The 14,614-nt window shown below is 69.9% G+C and carries 14 protein-coding genes and 2 pseudogenes; 9 read left to right on the forward strand and 7 right to left on the reverse strand.

Going from position 1 to position 14,614, the window contains the following annotated elements; all coding sequences use genetic code 11:
• Positions 1-249 precede the first annotated feature (249 nt).
• Genes A3A5_RS0135875 through A3A5_RS0135885 form a run of 3 tightly spaced genes read left to right on the forward strand, consistent with a single transcriptional unit; the run spans position 250 to position 2,935 of the window.
• Positions 250-816: a low affinity iron permease family protein gene (locus tag A3A5_RS0135875; RefSeq protein WP_026201461.1), complete on the forward strand. Its 567-nt coding sequence runs from the start codon at positions 250-252 to the stop codon at positions 814-816.
• 60 nt (positions 817-876) lie between these two features.
• The gene (locus A3A5_RS0135880; RefSeq protein ID WP_018315253.1) at positions 877-2,070 is read left to right on the forward strand and encodes a DUF3182 family protein; all 1,194 of its coding nucleotides are present in this window, start codon (positions 877-879) and stop codon (positions 2,068-2,070) included.
• Complete coding sequence (locus tag A3A5_RS0135885; protein WP_018315254.1) at positions 2,057-2,935, forward strand: S9 family peptidase; 879 nt, start codon at positions 2,057-2,059, stop codon at positions 2,933-2,935. The genes A3A5_RS0135880 and A3A5_RS0135885 overlap by 14 nt, the downstream gene beginning before the upstream one ends.
• A 49-nt stretch (positions 2,936-2,984) precedes the next feature.
• Here A3A5_RS0135885 and A3A5_RS0135890 read toward each other — a convergent pair whose 3' ends face one another.
• Positions 2,985-3,620: a ParB-like protein gene (locus tag A3A5_RS0135890; protein ID WP_018315255.1), complete on the reverse strand. Its 636-nt coding sequence runs from the start codon at positions 3,618-3,620 to the stop codon at positions 2,985-2,987.
• A gap of 7 nt (positions 3,621-3,627) precedes the next feature.
• Positions 3,628-4,692, reverse strand: a complete 1,065-nt coding sequence (locus A3A5_RS0135895) for a BON domain-containing protein (protein WP_026201462.1) — start codon at positions 4,690-4,692, stop codon at positions 3,628-3,630.
• A gap of 343 nt (positions 4,693-5,035) precedes the next feature.
• Between A3A5_RS0135895 and A3A5_RS0135900 the strand changes: the two genes are divergently transcribed.
• From A3A5_RS0135900 to A3A5_RS0135910, 3 genes are all read left to right on the forward strand, one after another.
• Complete coding sequence (locus A3A5_RS0135900; protein ID WP_018315257.1) at positions 5,036-5,893, forward strand: SDR family oxidoreductase; 858 nt, start codon at positions 5,036-5,038, stop codon at positions 5,891-5,893.
• A 172-nt stretch (positions 5,894-6,065) separates the two neighbouring features.
• On the forward strand, positions 6,066-6,500 hold the full coding sequence (locus tag A3A5_RS0135905) for a hypothetical protein (protein WP_018315258.1): 435 nt from the start codon (positions 6,066-6,068) through the stop codon (positions 6,498-6,500).
• Complete coding sequence (locus tag A3A5_RS0135910) at positions 6,484-7,188, forward strand: ParB-like protein (protein ID WP_018315259.1); 705 nt, start codon at positions 6,484-6,486, stop codon at positions 7,186-7,188. The genes A3A5_RS0135905 and A3A5_RS0135910 overlap by 17 nt, the downstream gene beginning before the upstream one ends.
• An 86-nt stretch (positions 7,189-7,274) precedes the next feature.
• Here A3A5_RS0135910 and A3A5_RS0135915 read toward each other — a convergent pair whose 3' ends face one another.
• The 4 genes from A3A5_RS0135915 to A3A5_RS0135930 form a co-directional block, all read right to left on the reverse strand.
• Complete coding sequence (locus A3A5_RS0135915) at positions 7,275-7,454, reverse strand: DUF3008 family protein (RefSeq protein WP_018315260.1); 180 nt, start codon at positions 7,452-7,454, stop codon at positions 7,275-7,277.
• Between the two features lie 164 nt (positions 7,455-7,618).
• The gene (locus A3A5_RS42725) at positions 7,619-7,777 is read right to left on the reverse strand and encodes a DUF3309 family protein (RefSeq protein WP_018315261.1); all 159 of its coding nucleotides are present in this window, start codon (positions 7,775-7,777) and stop codon (positions 7,619-7,621) included.
• A gap of 197 nt (positions 7,778-7,974) precedes the next feature.
• Entirely contained in the window at positions 7,975-8,631 is a 657-nt protein-coding gene (locus A3A5_RS0135925; protein ID WP_018315262.1) for a response regulator transcription factor, read from the reverse strand.
• Positions 8,628-10,643 (reverse strand): type IV pili methyl-accepting chemotaxis transducer N-terminal domain-containing protein, encoded by a 2,016-nt coding sequence (locus A3A5_RS0135930; protein WP_018315263.1) that lies wholly within the window; start codon positions 10,641-10,643, stop codon positions 8,628-8,630. The genes A3A5_RS0135925 and A3A5_RS0135930 overlap by 4 nt, the downstream gene beginning before the upstream one ends.
• Positions 10,644-10,977: 334 nt before the next feature.
• Between A3A5_RS0135930 and A3A5_RS0135935 the strand changes: the two genes are divergently transcribed.
• A complete protein-coding gene (locus A3A5_RS0135935; protein ID WP_018315264.1) occupies positions 10,978-12,372 on the forward strand; it encodes a hypothetical protein in 1,395 nt (464 codons plus the stop codon).
• 93 nt (positions 12,373-12,465) lie between these two features.
• On the opposite strand, the gene A3A5_RS0135940 is transcribed toward A3A5_RS0135935, so the two are convergent.
• Positions 12,466-13,635, reverse strand: coding sequence for a nitronate monooxygenase family protein (locus A3A5_RS0135940; protein ID WP_018315265.1), 1,170 nt, complete (start codon positions 13,633-13,635; stop codon positions 12,466-12,468).
• A 269-nt stretch (positions 13,636-13,904) separates the two neighbouring features.
• Between A3A5_RS0135940 and A3A5_RS40055 the strand changes: the two are divergent.
• Both A3A5_RS40055 and A3A5_RS44275 read left to right on the forward strand, forming a co-directional pair.
• Positions 13,905-14,354 (forward strand): annotated as a pseudogene (locus A3A5_RS40055) (peptidase U32 family protein); the annotation flags it as partial.
• 65 nt (positions 14,355-14,419) lie between these two features.
• A pseudogene (locus A3A5_RS44275) lies at positions 14,420-14,614 on the forward strand (IS630 family transposase); the annotation flags it as partial.

A 14,614-nucleotide genomic window follows, 5' to 3' on the forward strand; every position in this document is an offset into this window, starting at 1 on the left:
AGGCACCGGACAGGGGGCGTAGCCGGGTCGAACGGGCACCCACATCGAACGGAAATCACCGCCGCCCGAACTACCAACGCCGAGGAATGGATTGCCAGCCGCAAAGGCGACGCGTTTCTTGCTTACTTCTTGTCGCTTGGACAAGAAGTAAGTCGCCGGCTACGCCGGCGAAACAGCCCACGCCAAATCAAGCAAGACAACCAACCGCGTAGCGACAGCCCAATCACCCCCCACTGTGAGAGCGTAACAATGAAAAAATCCCCCCCAATCCCCCCAGGCGTTGCCGATCGCCCCGGGTCCGGCAAGCATGCCGTGCTGCATGCCTTTGACCGTTTCGCCGGCGCGGCCACGCGTCAGGCCGGATCGCCGGTGGCGTTCGTGCTGGCCGTCGGCGTGATCGCAGCATGGGCCATCACCGGTCCGCTGTTTGCCTATTCCGAGAACTGGCAACTGGTCATTAATACCGGCACCACCATCATTACCTTCCTGATGGTGTTCCTGATCCAGCAGAGCCAGAACAAGGACGCGATCGCGGTCCACCTGAAGCTCAATGAACTGCTCGCCTCGCACCGCGAAGCCAGCAATATGCTGGTGTCGATCGAGGACCTGGATGAGGAGGAACTGCGCCAGCTGGTGACCTTCTATCGCCACCTGGCCGAGCTGGCTGGCAAGGAAGACGGTATCAAGTCGAGCCATTCGCTGGACGAGGCGCGCGAGAACCACGCCGCGAAGCGGCAGGCGCGCGCAGCGCGCGGGGGCCGGCCGGCCGGCGGCGATGCCGGGAGCCGCTCCCCCACCGTGGCGGCCAGCTCTTAGCCCGGCGCCATGCGGCCCCTCCCACCCCATCGAGCGAGAGCCACCAGCAAGGAGCCGCCCGTGTCCGAACCGAGCAAGACAACGCATCGAAAACGCGCTGCCGCGGGCAACCCGCCGGCACGCAGCCGCGCGGTGATGGTCTACGGTTGCGAGTCCCTGGGCAAGGCCGACAGCCACCATGGCACGACCCTTGCCAATATTGCCCGCAAGGTCGCTGACATCGCGGGTCTTGCCTTTGCAGGCCCCTACGCCGCGCCGGATGCGGGGGCGCCTGCGCCATACCTGGTGCCCGCGCAGACTCTGGTGGGCCGTACGCTGGCCCAGGACCTGGGCGTGCGGGACGAGGGCGACCTGTTTGGCGGGGTGGTGCCTTATGCCTTCGTGGCCACCAAGGCGATCACGCACGGCCTGGTGGCACCCGGCGCCGCAGCGCCGCGGGGCTGGTCCGAGGACTTTGTACGGCGCGTGGTGGGCGCCACGCTGCCGGGCTTTACCGCCTTCACGCTCAGCGATGCGCGGATTGCGGCAATGCGCCTGCTGGCGCTGGGGCCGGTACGGCTGAAAGAACCATGCGGCGTCGGCGGGCTGGGCCAGCGCGTGGTCCACGATGAACGCTCGCTGGACGAGGCGCTTGCCGCGATGGCGCCCGACGTGGTGCAAGCCCATGGCCTGGTGGCGGAGCGCGACCTGGACGCGCCGCAGACCTACAGCGTGGGGCAGGTGGAGCTGGCAGGCCTGCGGGCCAGCTACTGTGGCACGCAAGGGCTCACTGCCAACAACCACGGGCAGAAGGTCTATGGCGGCTCCACGCTGACGATGGTGCGCGGCGGCCTCGAGGCGCTGCTGCAGCATCCGTTCGACGCCCGCGCGCTGGCCGCGGTGCGCGCCGCGATGGTGTACCACGAAGCCGCGCTGGCCTGCTATGGCGATGCCGGGGGCATGGTGCTGTCGCGCTGCAACTACGACGTCGCCTTCGGCCCGCCCGCGGGCAGCGCCGGCGACGGGCAAGTGCTTGGGGGCGTGCTGGAACAGTCCTGGCGGGTGGGTGGCGCGACCGGCGCCGAACTGGCGGCGCTGGCCGCGCTGCGCGAGGACCCGCGCCGCGCCCGCGTGGTGGCTGCCACGCGCGAGGTCTATGGCAAGGGCGTGCGCGTGCCGGACAACGCCGAGATCTACTTCCAGGGAGAGGACCGGCACGCCGGTCCGTTGACCAAATACGCACGACTGGAGCCTGAATCCGATGGCAACGCATGAAGACCTGCTGCAGATACAAAGCGAAGGCGGCACCATTGCCGGCACCCTGATCAGCCCGCAGACCAGGCTGCCGGGCGTGCTGTTCGTCCACGGCTGGGGCGGCAGCCAGCAGCAATACCTGGCGCGCGCGCGCAAGGTGGCGGGGCTGGGCTGTGTCTGCCTGACCTTCGACCTGACCGGGCACGCCGGCACCCAGGCGCAATATGAGACGGTCAGCCGCATGCGCAACCTGGCCGACGTGGTGGCCGCCTACGATGTGCTGGTGCGCCAGCCCGAGGTGGACCGCAACGCCATCGCGGTGGTGGGCAGCAGCTACGGCGGCTACCTGGCGGCGCTGCTGAGCACGCTGCGCCAGGTGCGCTGGATGGCGTTCCGCGCGCCGGCGCTGTACATGGACTCGGGCTGGGAACTGCCCAAGCGCCAGCTGCATCGCGAACAGGACCTGGTGGCCTACCGGCGCAGCGTGGTGCCGCCCGAGAGCAACCGCGCCCTGCGCGCGTGCGCGGAATTTGCCGGCGACGTGCTGGTGATCGAATCCGAGCATGACCAGGTGGTGCCGCACGCCGCGGTGATGAGCTACGTGGATGCCTGCGTGCACGCCAGCTCCATGACCTACCGCGTGATCAAGGGGGCCGACCACGGCCTGACGGATGAGGAAAGCCAGCGCGGCTACAGCAGCCTGCTGGTCAACTGGCTGCGCGAAATGATTACCGTCGCGCGCGCGGGCCCGGTCAGCGCCGAACGCGCGGAGCCGCCTGCAGAGCCGCCTGCGGAGCGGCCCGCGCCGCAGGCGCCGGCCGACGAACCGGACATGCCGCTGGCCGAGTCCGCCAGCGCCCCGGAGACGGCATCCGGCGCGCCATAGCGTGGCTTGCGCCATGTCGCTGGCAGCAGGCACGCACGGCTGAACCCGCTCAGCACCCCAATGGGCCGATATAGCCCGGCAGGCCGCGCGCGCCCGCAGCGTGCGCCAGCCGGAACGCCTGCGCCAGCGCGATGGCAAAGTGATGCGTGGTGTCGAACGGGCCCGCCACGTGGCGGCGGAAGTAGTCGGCCCAGCGGAAATCCATATAGGCGGTCTTGACCTTGCGATAGCCACCGGCCAGCTGCACGAAGGCCTCCAGGCTGCGATACGGGTCGTCGCGCATGTCGTGGACGCCGGCAGGCAATTCTGTCAGCGGACGGCGGCGCCCGTGCTCGTCATAAGGGTGGACCATGTGCTCGGCCACCATGTGGCGCCAGAACGCCGGCACGCCCATGTCGCTCAGGTCGGCGCGCACCAGGCCCGGCACTTGGGTGAGCCCGAGATCGTGCCAGGCGCGCACCCAGTGATGGTGATCGACCACGTACAGGGTCTGTTCCGGACCAATCACCAGGTGTACACGGTGCCGGTCCAGAAACGCGGCGCGGTGTTCCGGGGGCACGCGCCGGGTGACATGGACTTTCTGCGCGACGTGGTAGCCGCCAACCGTGATCTGGGTGGGATGCAGGGCATCCAGCGGCACCATCAGCTTGCTGCCTGGGCGCAGCTTGCGAGGCTGGCGGCGCACGGGCGCATCAACTCTTGTTCAGCGTGCGTTCGGGCGAGGTCCCCGGCGCATCCGTGCCGGCCGCATCGTCGCCGCCGATCTCAGAGCCCGCCGCCCATGCGGCGCCTGGCTGGCGCTGCACGCGCAGGTGATTGTCCACCTCGGTGACGCCGAACACGGCATCGGCAATGTCTTCGATCACGTACTTCTCGCGGCGCTCGCGCACGGTGCCCTCCAGCGTCACCACGCCGTTGGCCACTTCCACGCTGACGTCGCCGACATCGACATACGGGTTCATTGCCAGGCGTTCGCACACATCCTCGCGTACGCGCTCATCGGCGCGGCGGTAGCCCTTGGGGCCAACCGGACGGCGCCCGGCGCGCTGGGCGCCTGGCGCTCCCGCTTGCGCTGCATAAGACGCGTGGCGCCGGTAGCCCGGATCATCCGGGTACACACGCTGGCCGCCGCTGTACGACTGGCCACCGCTGCCGGCGTCGCCAAAGTAGCCGCCGCCATAGCTGGGCTGGCCGGCGCGCTGCGCGCGGTCACGTTCCATGCCTTCGCGCCAGTGCATGGCGCGGCCGCCGCGTTCACCCCAGTCTTCTTCGCCGTGCCAGCCCCGGCGAGGCTGGCGCGGGTCGTCCGCTTCGCTGGCTTCGCTGCGGCGTCCGCGCGGGCCGAAGCGGTCTTCATCGCGGTAGCCGTAGCCCGATTCGCGTTCTTCGCTGCGGTAGCCGCTGTCCTGCGGGGCCGGCCGGTAGCCGCCGTAGCCGCTGCTGTATGGATGGCCGGTGCCGCCTGTGTCGGCCGCGCCATAGCCCTGTTCGCCCCAGCTGCCGCGGCGCTGGCCAGCAGGCGTGTCCTGCTGGTACCACGGGCCGCCATGGCGCGCGGACTCGCTGTCGCGGCCTGGAGGCGCGGATTGGCTGCTGCTGTCCCCGCGCCAGTCCTCACCCCATTCCTGTCCCCAGTCCTCCGAGCCTCGGCCCCGGCTCGGGTCGCGCATCCGTTGCGCCGGACCGCGCTCGCGGCGCTGCGATTCGGTGCCGTTGCGGGGGCCGCTGCGGCTGCGGTCGTTGCGGAAGTTGAACATGGTTGCCTCCTGGCTGTGGGCCCGGGCGTCCTCCGCCGCACTGCCTGGTGCGGCAGGCCGGTGCGGCAACTGCCGCAGGCGTGCCGGGCCGGTGACGTTCATGCCTGCAATGGCCGCAATATCCGTGCCCCGGCGCGCGGGCGGGACCATGCTGGCTGGCGCGCATGGCGCGCTGTAAGGTTTGCCGGGCGATGTAAGGGTTACGGGCGGCGTGCCAGTCACGGCAGCGGGCGCCGGCCACCTACGCGGGAGCCGCGGCGTGGCGCGGGCTCGCCGTTTGCGGCATGGAACTTGCGCGGCACCTGCAAGGGCCGCGACGCGGCCGCGCAGACAGGAGCCAGCCATGTCCACACCGACCAGCATCCCGCCCCAGCACCAGTCGCACCAGCCGGGCCTGGAGGCCGCCATGCGGCCGCAGCCGGACAGTGGCGCCGACGACTATGTCGGCAGCGGCCGGCTGCGCGGGCGCGTGTCGCTGATCACCGGCGGCGACAGCGGCATCGGGCGGGCCATTGCGGTGGCCTTTGCGCGGGAAGGCGCCGATGTCGCCATTGCCTATCTCGATGAGCATGCCGATGCGCGCGAGACCGTCGAGCTGGTAGAGGGGGCTGGCCGCAAATGCCTGGCAATCGCCGGTGACCTCGGCGACCACGCGCATGCCGAGGCCGTGGCGCGACAGGCGTTGCAGCAGTACGGCAAGCTCGACATCCTGGTCAACAATGCCGCCGAGCAACACCCCAAGGCCTCGCTGGAAGACGTCGACGCCGGCCAGGTGGAGGCCACCTTCCGCACCAATGTGTTCGCGATGTTCCACCTGACACGCGCGGTGCTGCCGCATCTGAAGGCGGGGGCGTCAATACTGAACACCACCTCGGTGACCGCGTATCGCGGCAGCAAGCACCTGCTGGACTACTCAGCCACCAAGGGTGCGATCGTGTCATTCACGCGTTCGCTGGCGCTGCAGGTGGTCGATCGCGGCATCCGTGTCAACGGCGTCGCACCGGGCCCGATCTGGACGCCGCTGATCCCGTCGACCTTCACGGCGGAAGAAGTGGCCGAGTTTGGCAGGAAGACGCCGATGGGCCGCCCGGGACAACCGTTCGAGGTGGCGGCGGGCTTTGTGTTCCTGGCGTCCGACGCAGCCAGCTACATCACCGGGCAGATCCTGCACATCAACGGCGGCGAGGTCGTCAACGGCTGAGGCGCCAGGGCCAGGCATGTAGTTCCGGGTCCGCCTTTGCAAATATTGCACGCCGGCGTGCACGCCATGCAGTTCGCGCGCGCGCCGTGCGGCACAGCGGGCGCAGGCGTGGCTTTTGCAATGTGGATGGCAACAGTCATGACCCTCGCCACCATCTTTGGAGTCAGTCACCATGTCATCGATCGTAGCCGGACGTTTCGATTCGCTTGCCAGCGCCGAAGAGGTAGCACGGACCCTGTTCGCGCGCGGCTTCTCCGTGTGGGACGTATCCATCATGTCGGTGGGCCAGGACACTGCGCCGGACCGCGGCGCAGCGGACCGCGTCATGCTGGCGGCGTGCGTCAACAACGGGCTTGGCTCCGTTGCCGTGGACGTGCTGCGCGAGGCCGGCGCGAGCGGGCTGGAACGCGCGCAAGGCAACTGGGAATGCGGCCAGTGGACGGATTTCAATCCCGCCAGCCACGGCGAGCCCATACGCGACGGCGAGGGTGAATACTGGCCGCGCCCGCTCGCACGCGAGGCGGTTGCCGAAGAGAGTACCGGCAACGAAGACCCGGGCAGCGAGCTTGAGCACTTCATTGACCAGAAGCGTGCCGGGCACGACTGAGCGCCGCGCTGCCGACAGCGCTGAACTCGGCGCGCCGCGCGGCATGGCCGTTGCCGAACTGGCGCGCCTGCGCCCGACCCAGCTGACGCTGGGTTATGCACACGTCAGCTACAAGATGGACGTCACGCAGCGCCATGCGAACCCTGACGACCACGCGGCGCTGCGGCGCTTCATGCGCCGCCATCGCATCAGGACGGTGGCCGGGCCGGGCGGCGGCCTCTATATCGTCGAGCGCCATCACTGGGCGCGGGCGTGGCTGGATCTCGGCTATGAGCAGGCACCCGTGCGCGTGCTGCATGACTTCAGCCGCCTGAGCCCGTCGGCGTTCTGGAAACGGATGCGCGCTCTCGGCCATGTCCATCCCTATGACGAGCACGGCAAGCTGCTGGACCCGAAGGCGCTGCCGTCCACCGTGCGAGGCATGCGCGACGATCCCTATCGCAGCCTGGCGGCCTTTGCGCGCGAGGCCGGCGCCTACCGCAAGCCTGGCAGCGCTGCCGACGAATTCTTATGGGCCCGCTTCCTGCGCGAGCGGGTGGAACAGGATCTGGGCAGCGTTGCGGGATTCGGGCTGGCGCTGGCGGAGTCGATCCGGCTGGCGCGCAGCGCCCGGGCAAAGCGGCTGCCGGGCTATTGCGGCAGGCCGGTGAGGGGGAGAGTCGGGGGAAAGAAGGGCGGTGCCAGATAAAACAGGTAGCAGGCCCTGGGAGACCGCCTGGGGCTTGCTCTCTCTCCCACGTGCGGGAGAGAGAGCAAGCTTGCCGATCAACTGTCTTACTTGTGCTTTGGCAGGCTCTTGGACTTGGTCGAAGCCATCTTGTCCAGTTCCTTTTCGCTCATCGACTTATACATCGAGCGGGAAGGTCCCTTTAGCGATCCGGCCTTCGTTTCGCCGCGCTTTGCGGAGAGCGCCGCTCCCGCGGCCTGCTGTTGCGCCTTGGATTTGGCTGGCATCTGAGTCTCCTTGCGAAAAAGGGGAAGGAACCGGGCGCTGCGGTGATACACGCCCGCGCTTCGTTATAGGGCGCCGGCGCGGCAGCGACAAGGGTAGCCGCGCGCCGGCGTCGCTGCGAGCGCGTGCTGGCGTGGATCGCCCGCAGGCTGGCCGGGAAAGAACCCTAGATCCGGCCAAGCACCACGAGCAGCACCACGATCAGGACGATCAGGCCCAGGCCGCCGCTGGGCCAGTAGCCCCAGCCGGAACTGTACGGCCAGGCCGGCAGCGCGCCGACCAGCAGCAGGACAAGAATGATCAGGAGAATGGTGCCGATTCCCATGGCGTGCTCCTTGTTCGTGGATTTGGCAAGCCGGGGGCTTCCGGACCGGGGTGGCCTCGGAGAGCCAACTGCTTACTGTCCAGCCTAGATCAGGCGGCGCCGGCATCCCCCCGGACTAGGGCTGAAATCGGTGTAGGAATCGGACGACGCCGGGGTGTGGGGGAACGGGGCGGGACGCGCCGGATACTGCGCCGCGTTCAGCACGCTGCGTTCAGCCCGTGCTCGACGGCATAGACGGCCACCTGCACGCGGCTGGCCAGGTTCAGCTTCTTCAGGATGTTCTGCACGTGGATCTTCACCGTGCTTTCCGCCACGCCCAGGTCGCGCGCGATCTCCTTGTTGCTTTCGCCGCGCGCCAGGCCCTGCACGATCTCGCGCTCGCGCGCGGTCAGCCGTGGCGCTTCATCCTGGCGCGCCGCGGCCGCCGGTGCGGGCGCGCGGAACTGTGCCACCAGCTTGGCGGTCATGCTGTCGGAGATGACCGGCTCGCCGGCCGCGGCACGGCGGATGCCGGCGATCAGCGCCTCGGTCTCGATATTCTTGATCAGGTAGCCGCGCGCGCCGCCGCGCAGCGCGGCGGCCAGTTCCTCGGCTTCTTCCGACACGGTCAGCACGATCACGGCGGATTGCGGCAGGTCTTCCACCAACAGCTGCAGGGCCTCCAGGCCGGACAGGCCGGGCATGTTCAGGTCCAGCAGGATCACGTCGGGGCGGTGCTGCTTGGCGCGCTTGATGCCTTCCACGCCGTCGGCGGCTTCGTCGACGATCTCGAAGTCGGCCTGCCGCTGCAGCAACGCGCGGATGCCGGAGCGGAACAGGGTGTGATCGTCGATCAGCAGGATGCGGATGGTCATGGCTGGGTCTCGGTGGTCTTGGGGGCGGGGCCGGTGTCGGCGCGCTCGCGGGCGCCGCCAGCGCGGCCGGCGGGCAGCACCAGTTCGATGCGCACGCCGTCGCCGGGACGGGCCCGCACGTGCAGCCGCGCCCCCAGCCGCGCCGCGCGCTCGCGCATGATGTTCAGGCCGATATGCGCTTCGGCGCGCGTGGCGAGTTCCTCGGGATCGAAGCCCTCGCCGTCGTCCTGCACCACCAGCCGGAAATCGCGGCCGTGGCTGAGCGCCACTGCCACGTGCGCCGCCATGGCGTGCTTGCGCACATTGGAGAGCGCCTCCTGCAGGATGAACAGCACCTGCAGCTGCTGCTCCGGCGCCAACGGCCAGGCGCCGCCGCTCTCGTCAATGGAGAGCGTGGCCTCGGTGCGGCATTGGCGGCGAAAGCGGCCCACGGTCTCTTCCACCGCCGGGCGCAGCTCGCCGGTGCCGAGCCGCGAGCGGAAGTTGTTCAGCAGCTCGCGCACGTCCTGGTAGCTCTCTTCCACGCCGTGGCGCAGCATCGGCACGATCTCGCGGGTCTCGGCCAGGTCGTCGCGCGCGACCGCGGCGTCCAGCAGCTGCACCTGCAGGTTCAGGTAGTTCAGGCCCTGGGCAATGCTGTCGTGCAGGCCCTGCGCCACCAGGTTGCGCTCTTCCACCACCGCCAGCTGGCGCGCGGTCGCGGACAGGCGCAGGTGTTCCAGCGCGGTGCCAAGGTGCTGGCCCAGTGTTTCCAGCATCTGGCGGTCTGACGGGTGCAGCGCGCGCGGCGCGCGGAAGTGCAGTGCGAACACGCCGGTGGCGCCGCGCTGGCTTTCAATGCGGAAGGCCGCCAGCGACCGGAAGCCGTTGCGGCTGCAGGACGTGGCATCCCCGGCGGCGCCCTGGCGCTGCGCCGCGCGCAGGTCGACGATGGCGACCACGGCCTCGCGCGTGGCGTCGCCGCAATGGCAGGCGTTGGCCGCCGCGCAGGATTCGGATTCGGCCAGCGCGGCCGGCAGGCCGGCGGCTGCCAGCAGGTGCATCCTGCCGTGGCGGCTGTCCAGCACGCGCACGCTGCCGCCATCGGCATCGAACTGGCGCATCACGCGCCCCAGGAAGCCGCGCGCCATGGCCTCGGCATCGGCGGCCTGGTTCAGGAAGGCGGCCATGTCGTAGAGCGTCTCGAGGTCGCGGTTCTGGTGTTCCAGCTCCGCGGTCTTCTGCGCCACGCGCGCCTCCAGGTCGTGGTACAGCCCCTGCAGTTCGCCGGCCATGCGGTTGAAGCCTTCGCTGAGGGTGCCGAACTCGTCGCGGCTTTCCACCGGCAGGCGCAGTGAGAACTCGCGCGCGGCCATGCGCCGCAGGCCGTCCTGCAGCCGCAGCACCGGCAGGATGATCCACAGGTAGAGCAGGTAGATCACGGCCACGGTGCCCACGCAGGCCATCGCCGCCAGCGCGATCTGCGAAACGCGCAGCCAGTCGGTCTTGCGCGCGCTGTCCTGTTCGATCATGCCGACCAGGCGATCGGCCTGCGCGACGAAGCCGGGCAGTGCGGCGATATAGCGTGCCGGCGCGGCGTCGCTGCCCGGTCCGGCCACCGCCAGCGGGCGCACCCGCTGCTGCCAGTCCTGCGTGACCCGGGTCATCTGCGCATGAATGGCGGGTTCGTCCGGCAGGAACAGCGGGCGCGCCGCGTCGCCTTTTCTGAGCAGGGCCAGCGTGGCATCCAGCGCCTGCACCTGTTCGGCCAGTGCATTGGCCTGGCGTGCCTGTGCCAGCGTCAGTTCGATCGCCACGCGGTTGGCGCGCATGCGCAGGCTGCCGGCGTCATTGATGGCGGCACCCGCGCCTTCCAGCTTCCATGACAGCCACAGCGTGCCGGAAATCATGCCCAGCACCACCAGCAGCACGGCCAGCGAGAGCGAGATGATGCGGGTGGAAAGGCGGTCGCGCAGGGCAGGCAATGTGGATGCCGCCGTGCCGCTGGCGGCGGGAGGATCGGTTTCGGACATGGCGGTATCGGGGGCTACCTGTCGGGGGGGCGGGCTGCGGCCCGGCAGCCAGCGCAAACAGGGCTACGCTGGAGTTGAAAGCGATTTTCCCTGCGCAGCGGGCGGGGCTTCCTGCGCCAGATCAAGAAAACCCGGCTTCGGTGCGTTGTATGTGCGGCCGGCGGCGCATCGGCGCTTGATCGCCGGGGATGTCGCCCCTCATCAGCCTGTCACGCCGTGATATATCGCTCCACCGCAGGGCGGGGGATATGTCGTTGGACTTAGCTGCGGTCAAATCCCCATGAGCTGCCCTGGCCTAGCATCGTGTCCCAACATTGAGGGGGAGAGGCAAGGCGTGAAGGCAGCCAGTTTCGACTATGAACGCGCGCCGCGCCTGGCAGTGGTGTTCGGCTGCCTGATGCCGGCGCCGTGGCTTGGCGCCGCGGCGGGCGTCTTGCTTGCCGCCGGTCCGCCCGACGGCTTGCCGGACCGCTTTGCGCCACTGGCGCTGGTGGCGGTGCATGTGCTGGCGCTGGGCATGCTGCAGCCGGTCATGGTGGGCGCGCTGTTCCAGATGATGCCAGTGGTGGCCGGCGTGGCCGTGCCGGGTGCGGGGCTGCTTGCGCCGTTCATGGCCGCGGCCGGCGCCGGTGTGGCCACCGCCCTGGGCATTGGCCTGCTCGGCGGCGAACCCGCAGCGATGCGGGTGGCGGCGGCCGTGGCCGTGATCCTGTTGCTGGCCGGGGCGGTCCTGCTGGCTGCTGGCCGGCGCGTGGCCGCAGTGGATGCCACCACGCGCACCCTTGCCGGCATCGGCGCGCCGCTGATGGCCGCGGTGCTGTGCGGCATGGTGCTGGCCGGCGCCTTCGGTGGCTGGTGGCACGTGCCGGTGGAGCGCTGGCTCGGCCTGCATATGGCTTGGGCCCTGGGCGGCTGGCTGGCGGCGCTGGTGACCGGCGTGGCCACCACCGTGCTGCCGATGTTCTGGCAGGCGCCGCGCCTGCCGGCGGCGATCGGGCGCTGGCTGCCGATGGCGCATTGGTTGCCGCTGGCGCTGTTCAGCGCCGCGGCAATGCTGTGGCCGGGTCACCGGGCACCGGCGCATGGCGTGCTGCTCGCGTGGCTGGCGTTCGTGGCGGTGATGGGCGCTTGCGGGATGGCCGGCGCGCTGCGCGCGCGGCGGCGCCATGATCCGCTCTGGCTGCTCTGGCCGGTGGCTTGCGCCAGCATGGCGGGCGCGGCGCTGCTGGGGGCGGCGGCCGTCGTGCTGCCCGCCGCCGGCCTGCCGCTGGCATGGTGGGCAGGCACCATGGCGCTGGTCGGCGCGGGTGTGCTGCCGGTCACGGCCATGCTCGGCAAGATCGTGCCATTCCTGGTCTGGCTGCACCTGCGCCGGCTGCTGCCGCCGCGCGCGCGGGTGCCGGCCATGCAGGCCATCATCGTGCCGGGCCGGCAACGGCGGCAGGCATGGCTGCTGCTGGCGGCCTACGCGCTGCTGCTGGCGGTGCCGCTGGCGCCGGCGCCGCTGGCCCGCGCTGGCGGACTGCTGCTGGCGGGCGCCAATGCATGGCTCGGGTGGCAGCTGCTGGCAGCGTTGCGATGCATGCGGGAGATGAAGAAGCGCGGGGGATTACCGCCGCGCATTGCTGACAAGGTTCCCATGCTGCCGGTTTGCTCCCCTCTCCCGCCTGCGGGAGAGGGGCCGGGGGAGAGGGCAGGCGCTGGCATACCGACGCGCCTCACTCCGTAGATACTCCGGCCCACTCCCCCACCCCTCTCCCGCAGGCGGGCGAGGGGAGCCTTGTTCGCGCGGCGTTGGCTGCGGCAGCATAACCGGTATGCGTCAGGCTGGTGCCGGGGCTTGGGTCAGCCCCGCAGGCTTTTCCCCCGTCAACAGGTAGTGCATCAGCTCCGCCACCGGCCGGATGGCTTCGCCGAAGGGCAGCGCACCGCGGCCGCGAAAGAACAGGCCGCGCTCCACGTCGCCGCGCACGGCCTGCGCCAGCTTCAGGTCGATGCAGAACTGGCCGATGCGGGCAATGCCGTCGCGCAGCCCGCACGCCTGCAGGCAGTCGAAGCCCTCCAGGCATTCGCGCGGCCTGGCGCGGCGCTGCAGCCGCGACTCGCTCGACAGGTAGCGCGACAGCCACGGCGTCAGCACCGCGCGCGCGGGCAGCCCGGCCACGCTGGTGAATTCGCGCAGGGTCTCGGGCCGCGCCGTGGCCAGCACCTGCTTGAAGGCCGGGTGGGCATCGCATTCCTCGGTCACGGCAAAGGCCGTGCCCAGCTGCACCGCGGCGGCGCCCTCGCCCAGCCAGTGGCGCACCTTGGCATGGCTGTCGATGCCGCCGGCCAGGATCAGCGGAATGCTGTCCCAGGCCAGTCCCAGCTGTGCAAACAGCTCGCGGCATTCGGCCAGCACGCGCGAAAACGAGAAGCGCGGCTCCGACAAGTCCTGGATGGTGGCCGCGCCCAGGTGGCCGCCGGCATGCGCCGGGTGTTCGACCACGATGGCATCGGGCAGGCGGCCCTTCTTCATCCAGCGGCGCAGCACCAGGCCGATGCCGCGCGCCTCGGACAGGATCGGGATCAGCGCCACCCTGGGGTGGCTGGCGGTCAGTTCGGGCAGGTCCAGCGGCAGGCCGGCGCCCATGACGATGGCATCGGCGCCGCTTTCACAGGATTGCCGCACCAGCGCGGCGTGCGAGCCCACGGCCTTCATCACGTTGACCGCGATCAGCCCGCGTCCCTCGGACGCGGTGCGCGCGGCACGGATCTCGCGATCCAGCGCTTCGAGGTTGGCGGCTTCGATGGCGGGCTTGTCACGGCTGCCGCGGGTGCGTTCCATCAGGTCGGGGTGGTGGTGGCGCAGGTCGATGCTGGCGATGGTGCCGACGCCATTCTCGCGCGCGACGGCGCCGGCCAGCCGGTGGGCCGAGATGCCGATGCCCATGCCGCCCTGCACGATGGGCAGCAGGCGGCGGCCGGCCAGCTTGAGCCAGGGTTGATTCATACGGGTCTCCGGAAGAGGATGGGCGCGGGGCCGGCGTGCGGCCAGCCGCGGGGATGACCGGGCAAGCGTGGCACAGCGGCACGGGCCGGCGTTTGCGGCAGGTCAAGCGCGCGGCGGTGGCCTGCCATCGGCCTACGCCAACCGGCTTAGGCCCGGCGCGGGCGGTGTGCCGTTGGCGTGGGTTTGCGCGTGGTCAAGCCCCTGCTGCAAGCGCTTGGCTAGCATCGGCGGCTGTCTTCATCTTCGCGCCGCCGCCGGCGCCGTTACCGATGACCCCTGCCTCCCCAGCCCCATCCGCCGCGGCGAACGTGCCGCGCCGGCCCCAGCTCGTTGCGCCCGCCGGTTCGCTGGCGGCCCTGCGCATGGCGCTGCAGCACGGCGCCGACGCGGTCTACCTGGGCCTGCGCGATGCCACCAACGCGCGCAACTTCGGTGGCCTGAACTTTACCGAGACCGACATCCGCACCGGCGTGGCCGAAGCCCACGCGCGCGGCGCCGAGGTGCTGTTCGCCATCAACACCTTTGCGCAGATGGGCGCGGTGGCCCAATGGCAGCGCGCGGTCGATGCGGCGGCTGACCTTGGCGCCGACGCGGTCATCATGGCCGATGCCGGCCTGATGGGCTATGCCTGCGAGCGCCATCCGGGATTGCGGCTGCACCTGTCGGTGCAGGGCTCGGCCACGCACGCCGACGCCATCGAGCTGATGCGCGAGCGCTTTACTCAGTAGTCAGAAATATATGCGACAAAAATTGAACTTCCATAATCTGTCGAAATCCGACGTTTATGAAACGAGACGGACGAACCTTGGCGCATAACACCCTTGAGGAAATGCGCGTACTGGCCGTGCAACGGATGAGGGAGGGTGAGCATCCTGAGGACGTAGCCAAATCCTTTGGCATGCATCGTTCCTGGGCCTTCCGATGTCGCGCTATGACCATGGGGCGCGGCAAGGGCTTGCAGGCTTTGCGCTCAACCAAA

This window comes from Cupriavidus sp. UYPR2.512 (assembly GCF_000379565.1).
Classification (GTDB): Bacteria; Pseudomonadota; Gammaproteobacteria; order Burkholderiales; family Burkholderiaceae; genus Cupriavidus.

What these genes read in the sequence shown, in the direction of transcription:
- A3A5_RS0135915 (WP_018315260.1), bottom strand. Translation starts at nt 7,454, where the DNA reads ATGCCAGCCAAATCCAAGGCGCAACAGCAGGCCGCGGGAGCGGCGCTC.
- A3A5_RS42725 (WP_018315261.1), bottom strand. Translation starts at nt 7,777, where the DNA reads ATGGGAATCGGCACCATTCTCCTGATCATTCTTGTCCTGCTGCTGGTC.
- A3A5_RS0135905 (WP_018315258.1), top strand. Translation starts at nt 6,066, where the DNA reads ATGTCATCGATCGTAGCCGGACGTTTCGATTCGCTTGCCAGCGCCGAA.
- A3A5_RS0135940 (WP_018315265.1), bottom strand. Translation starts at nt 13,635, where the DNA reads ATGAATCAACCCTGGCTCAAGCTGGCCGGCCGCCGCCTGCTGCCCATC.
- A3A5_RS0135885 (WP_018315254.1), top strand. Translation starts at nt 2,057, where the DNA reads ATGGCAACGCATGAAGACCTGCTGCAGATACAAAGCGAAGGCGGCACC.
- A3A5_RS0135925 (WP_018315262.1), bottom strand. Translation starts at nt 8,631, where the DNA reads ATGACCATCCGCATCCTGCTGATCGACGATCACACCCTGTTCCGCTCC.
- A3A5_RS0135875 (WP_026201461.1), top strand. Translation starts at nt 250, where the DNA reads ATGAAAAAATCCCCCCCAATCCCCCCAGGCGTTGCCGATCGCCCCGGG.
- A3A5_RS0135930 (WP_018315263.1), bottom strand. Translation starts at nt 10,643, where the DNA reads ATGTCCGAAACCGATCCTCCCGCCGCCAGCGGCACGGCGGCATCCACA.
- A3A5_RS0135900 (WP_018315257.1), top strand. Translation starts at nt 5,036, where the DNA reads ATGTCCACACCGACCAGCATCCCGCCCCAGCACCAGTCGCACCAGCCG.
- A3A5_RS0135895 (WP_026201462.1), bottom strand. Translation starts at nt 4,692, where the DNA reads ATGTTCAACTTCCGCAACGACCGCAGCCGCAGCGGCCCCCGCAACGGC.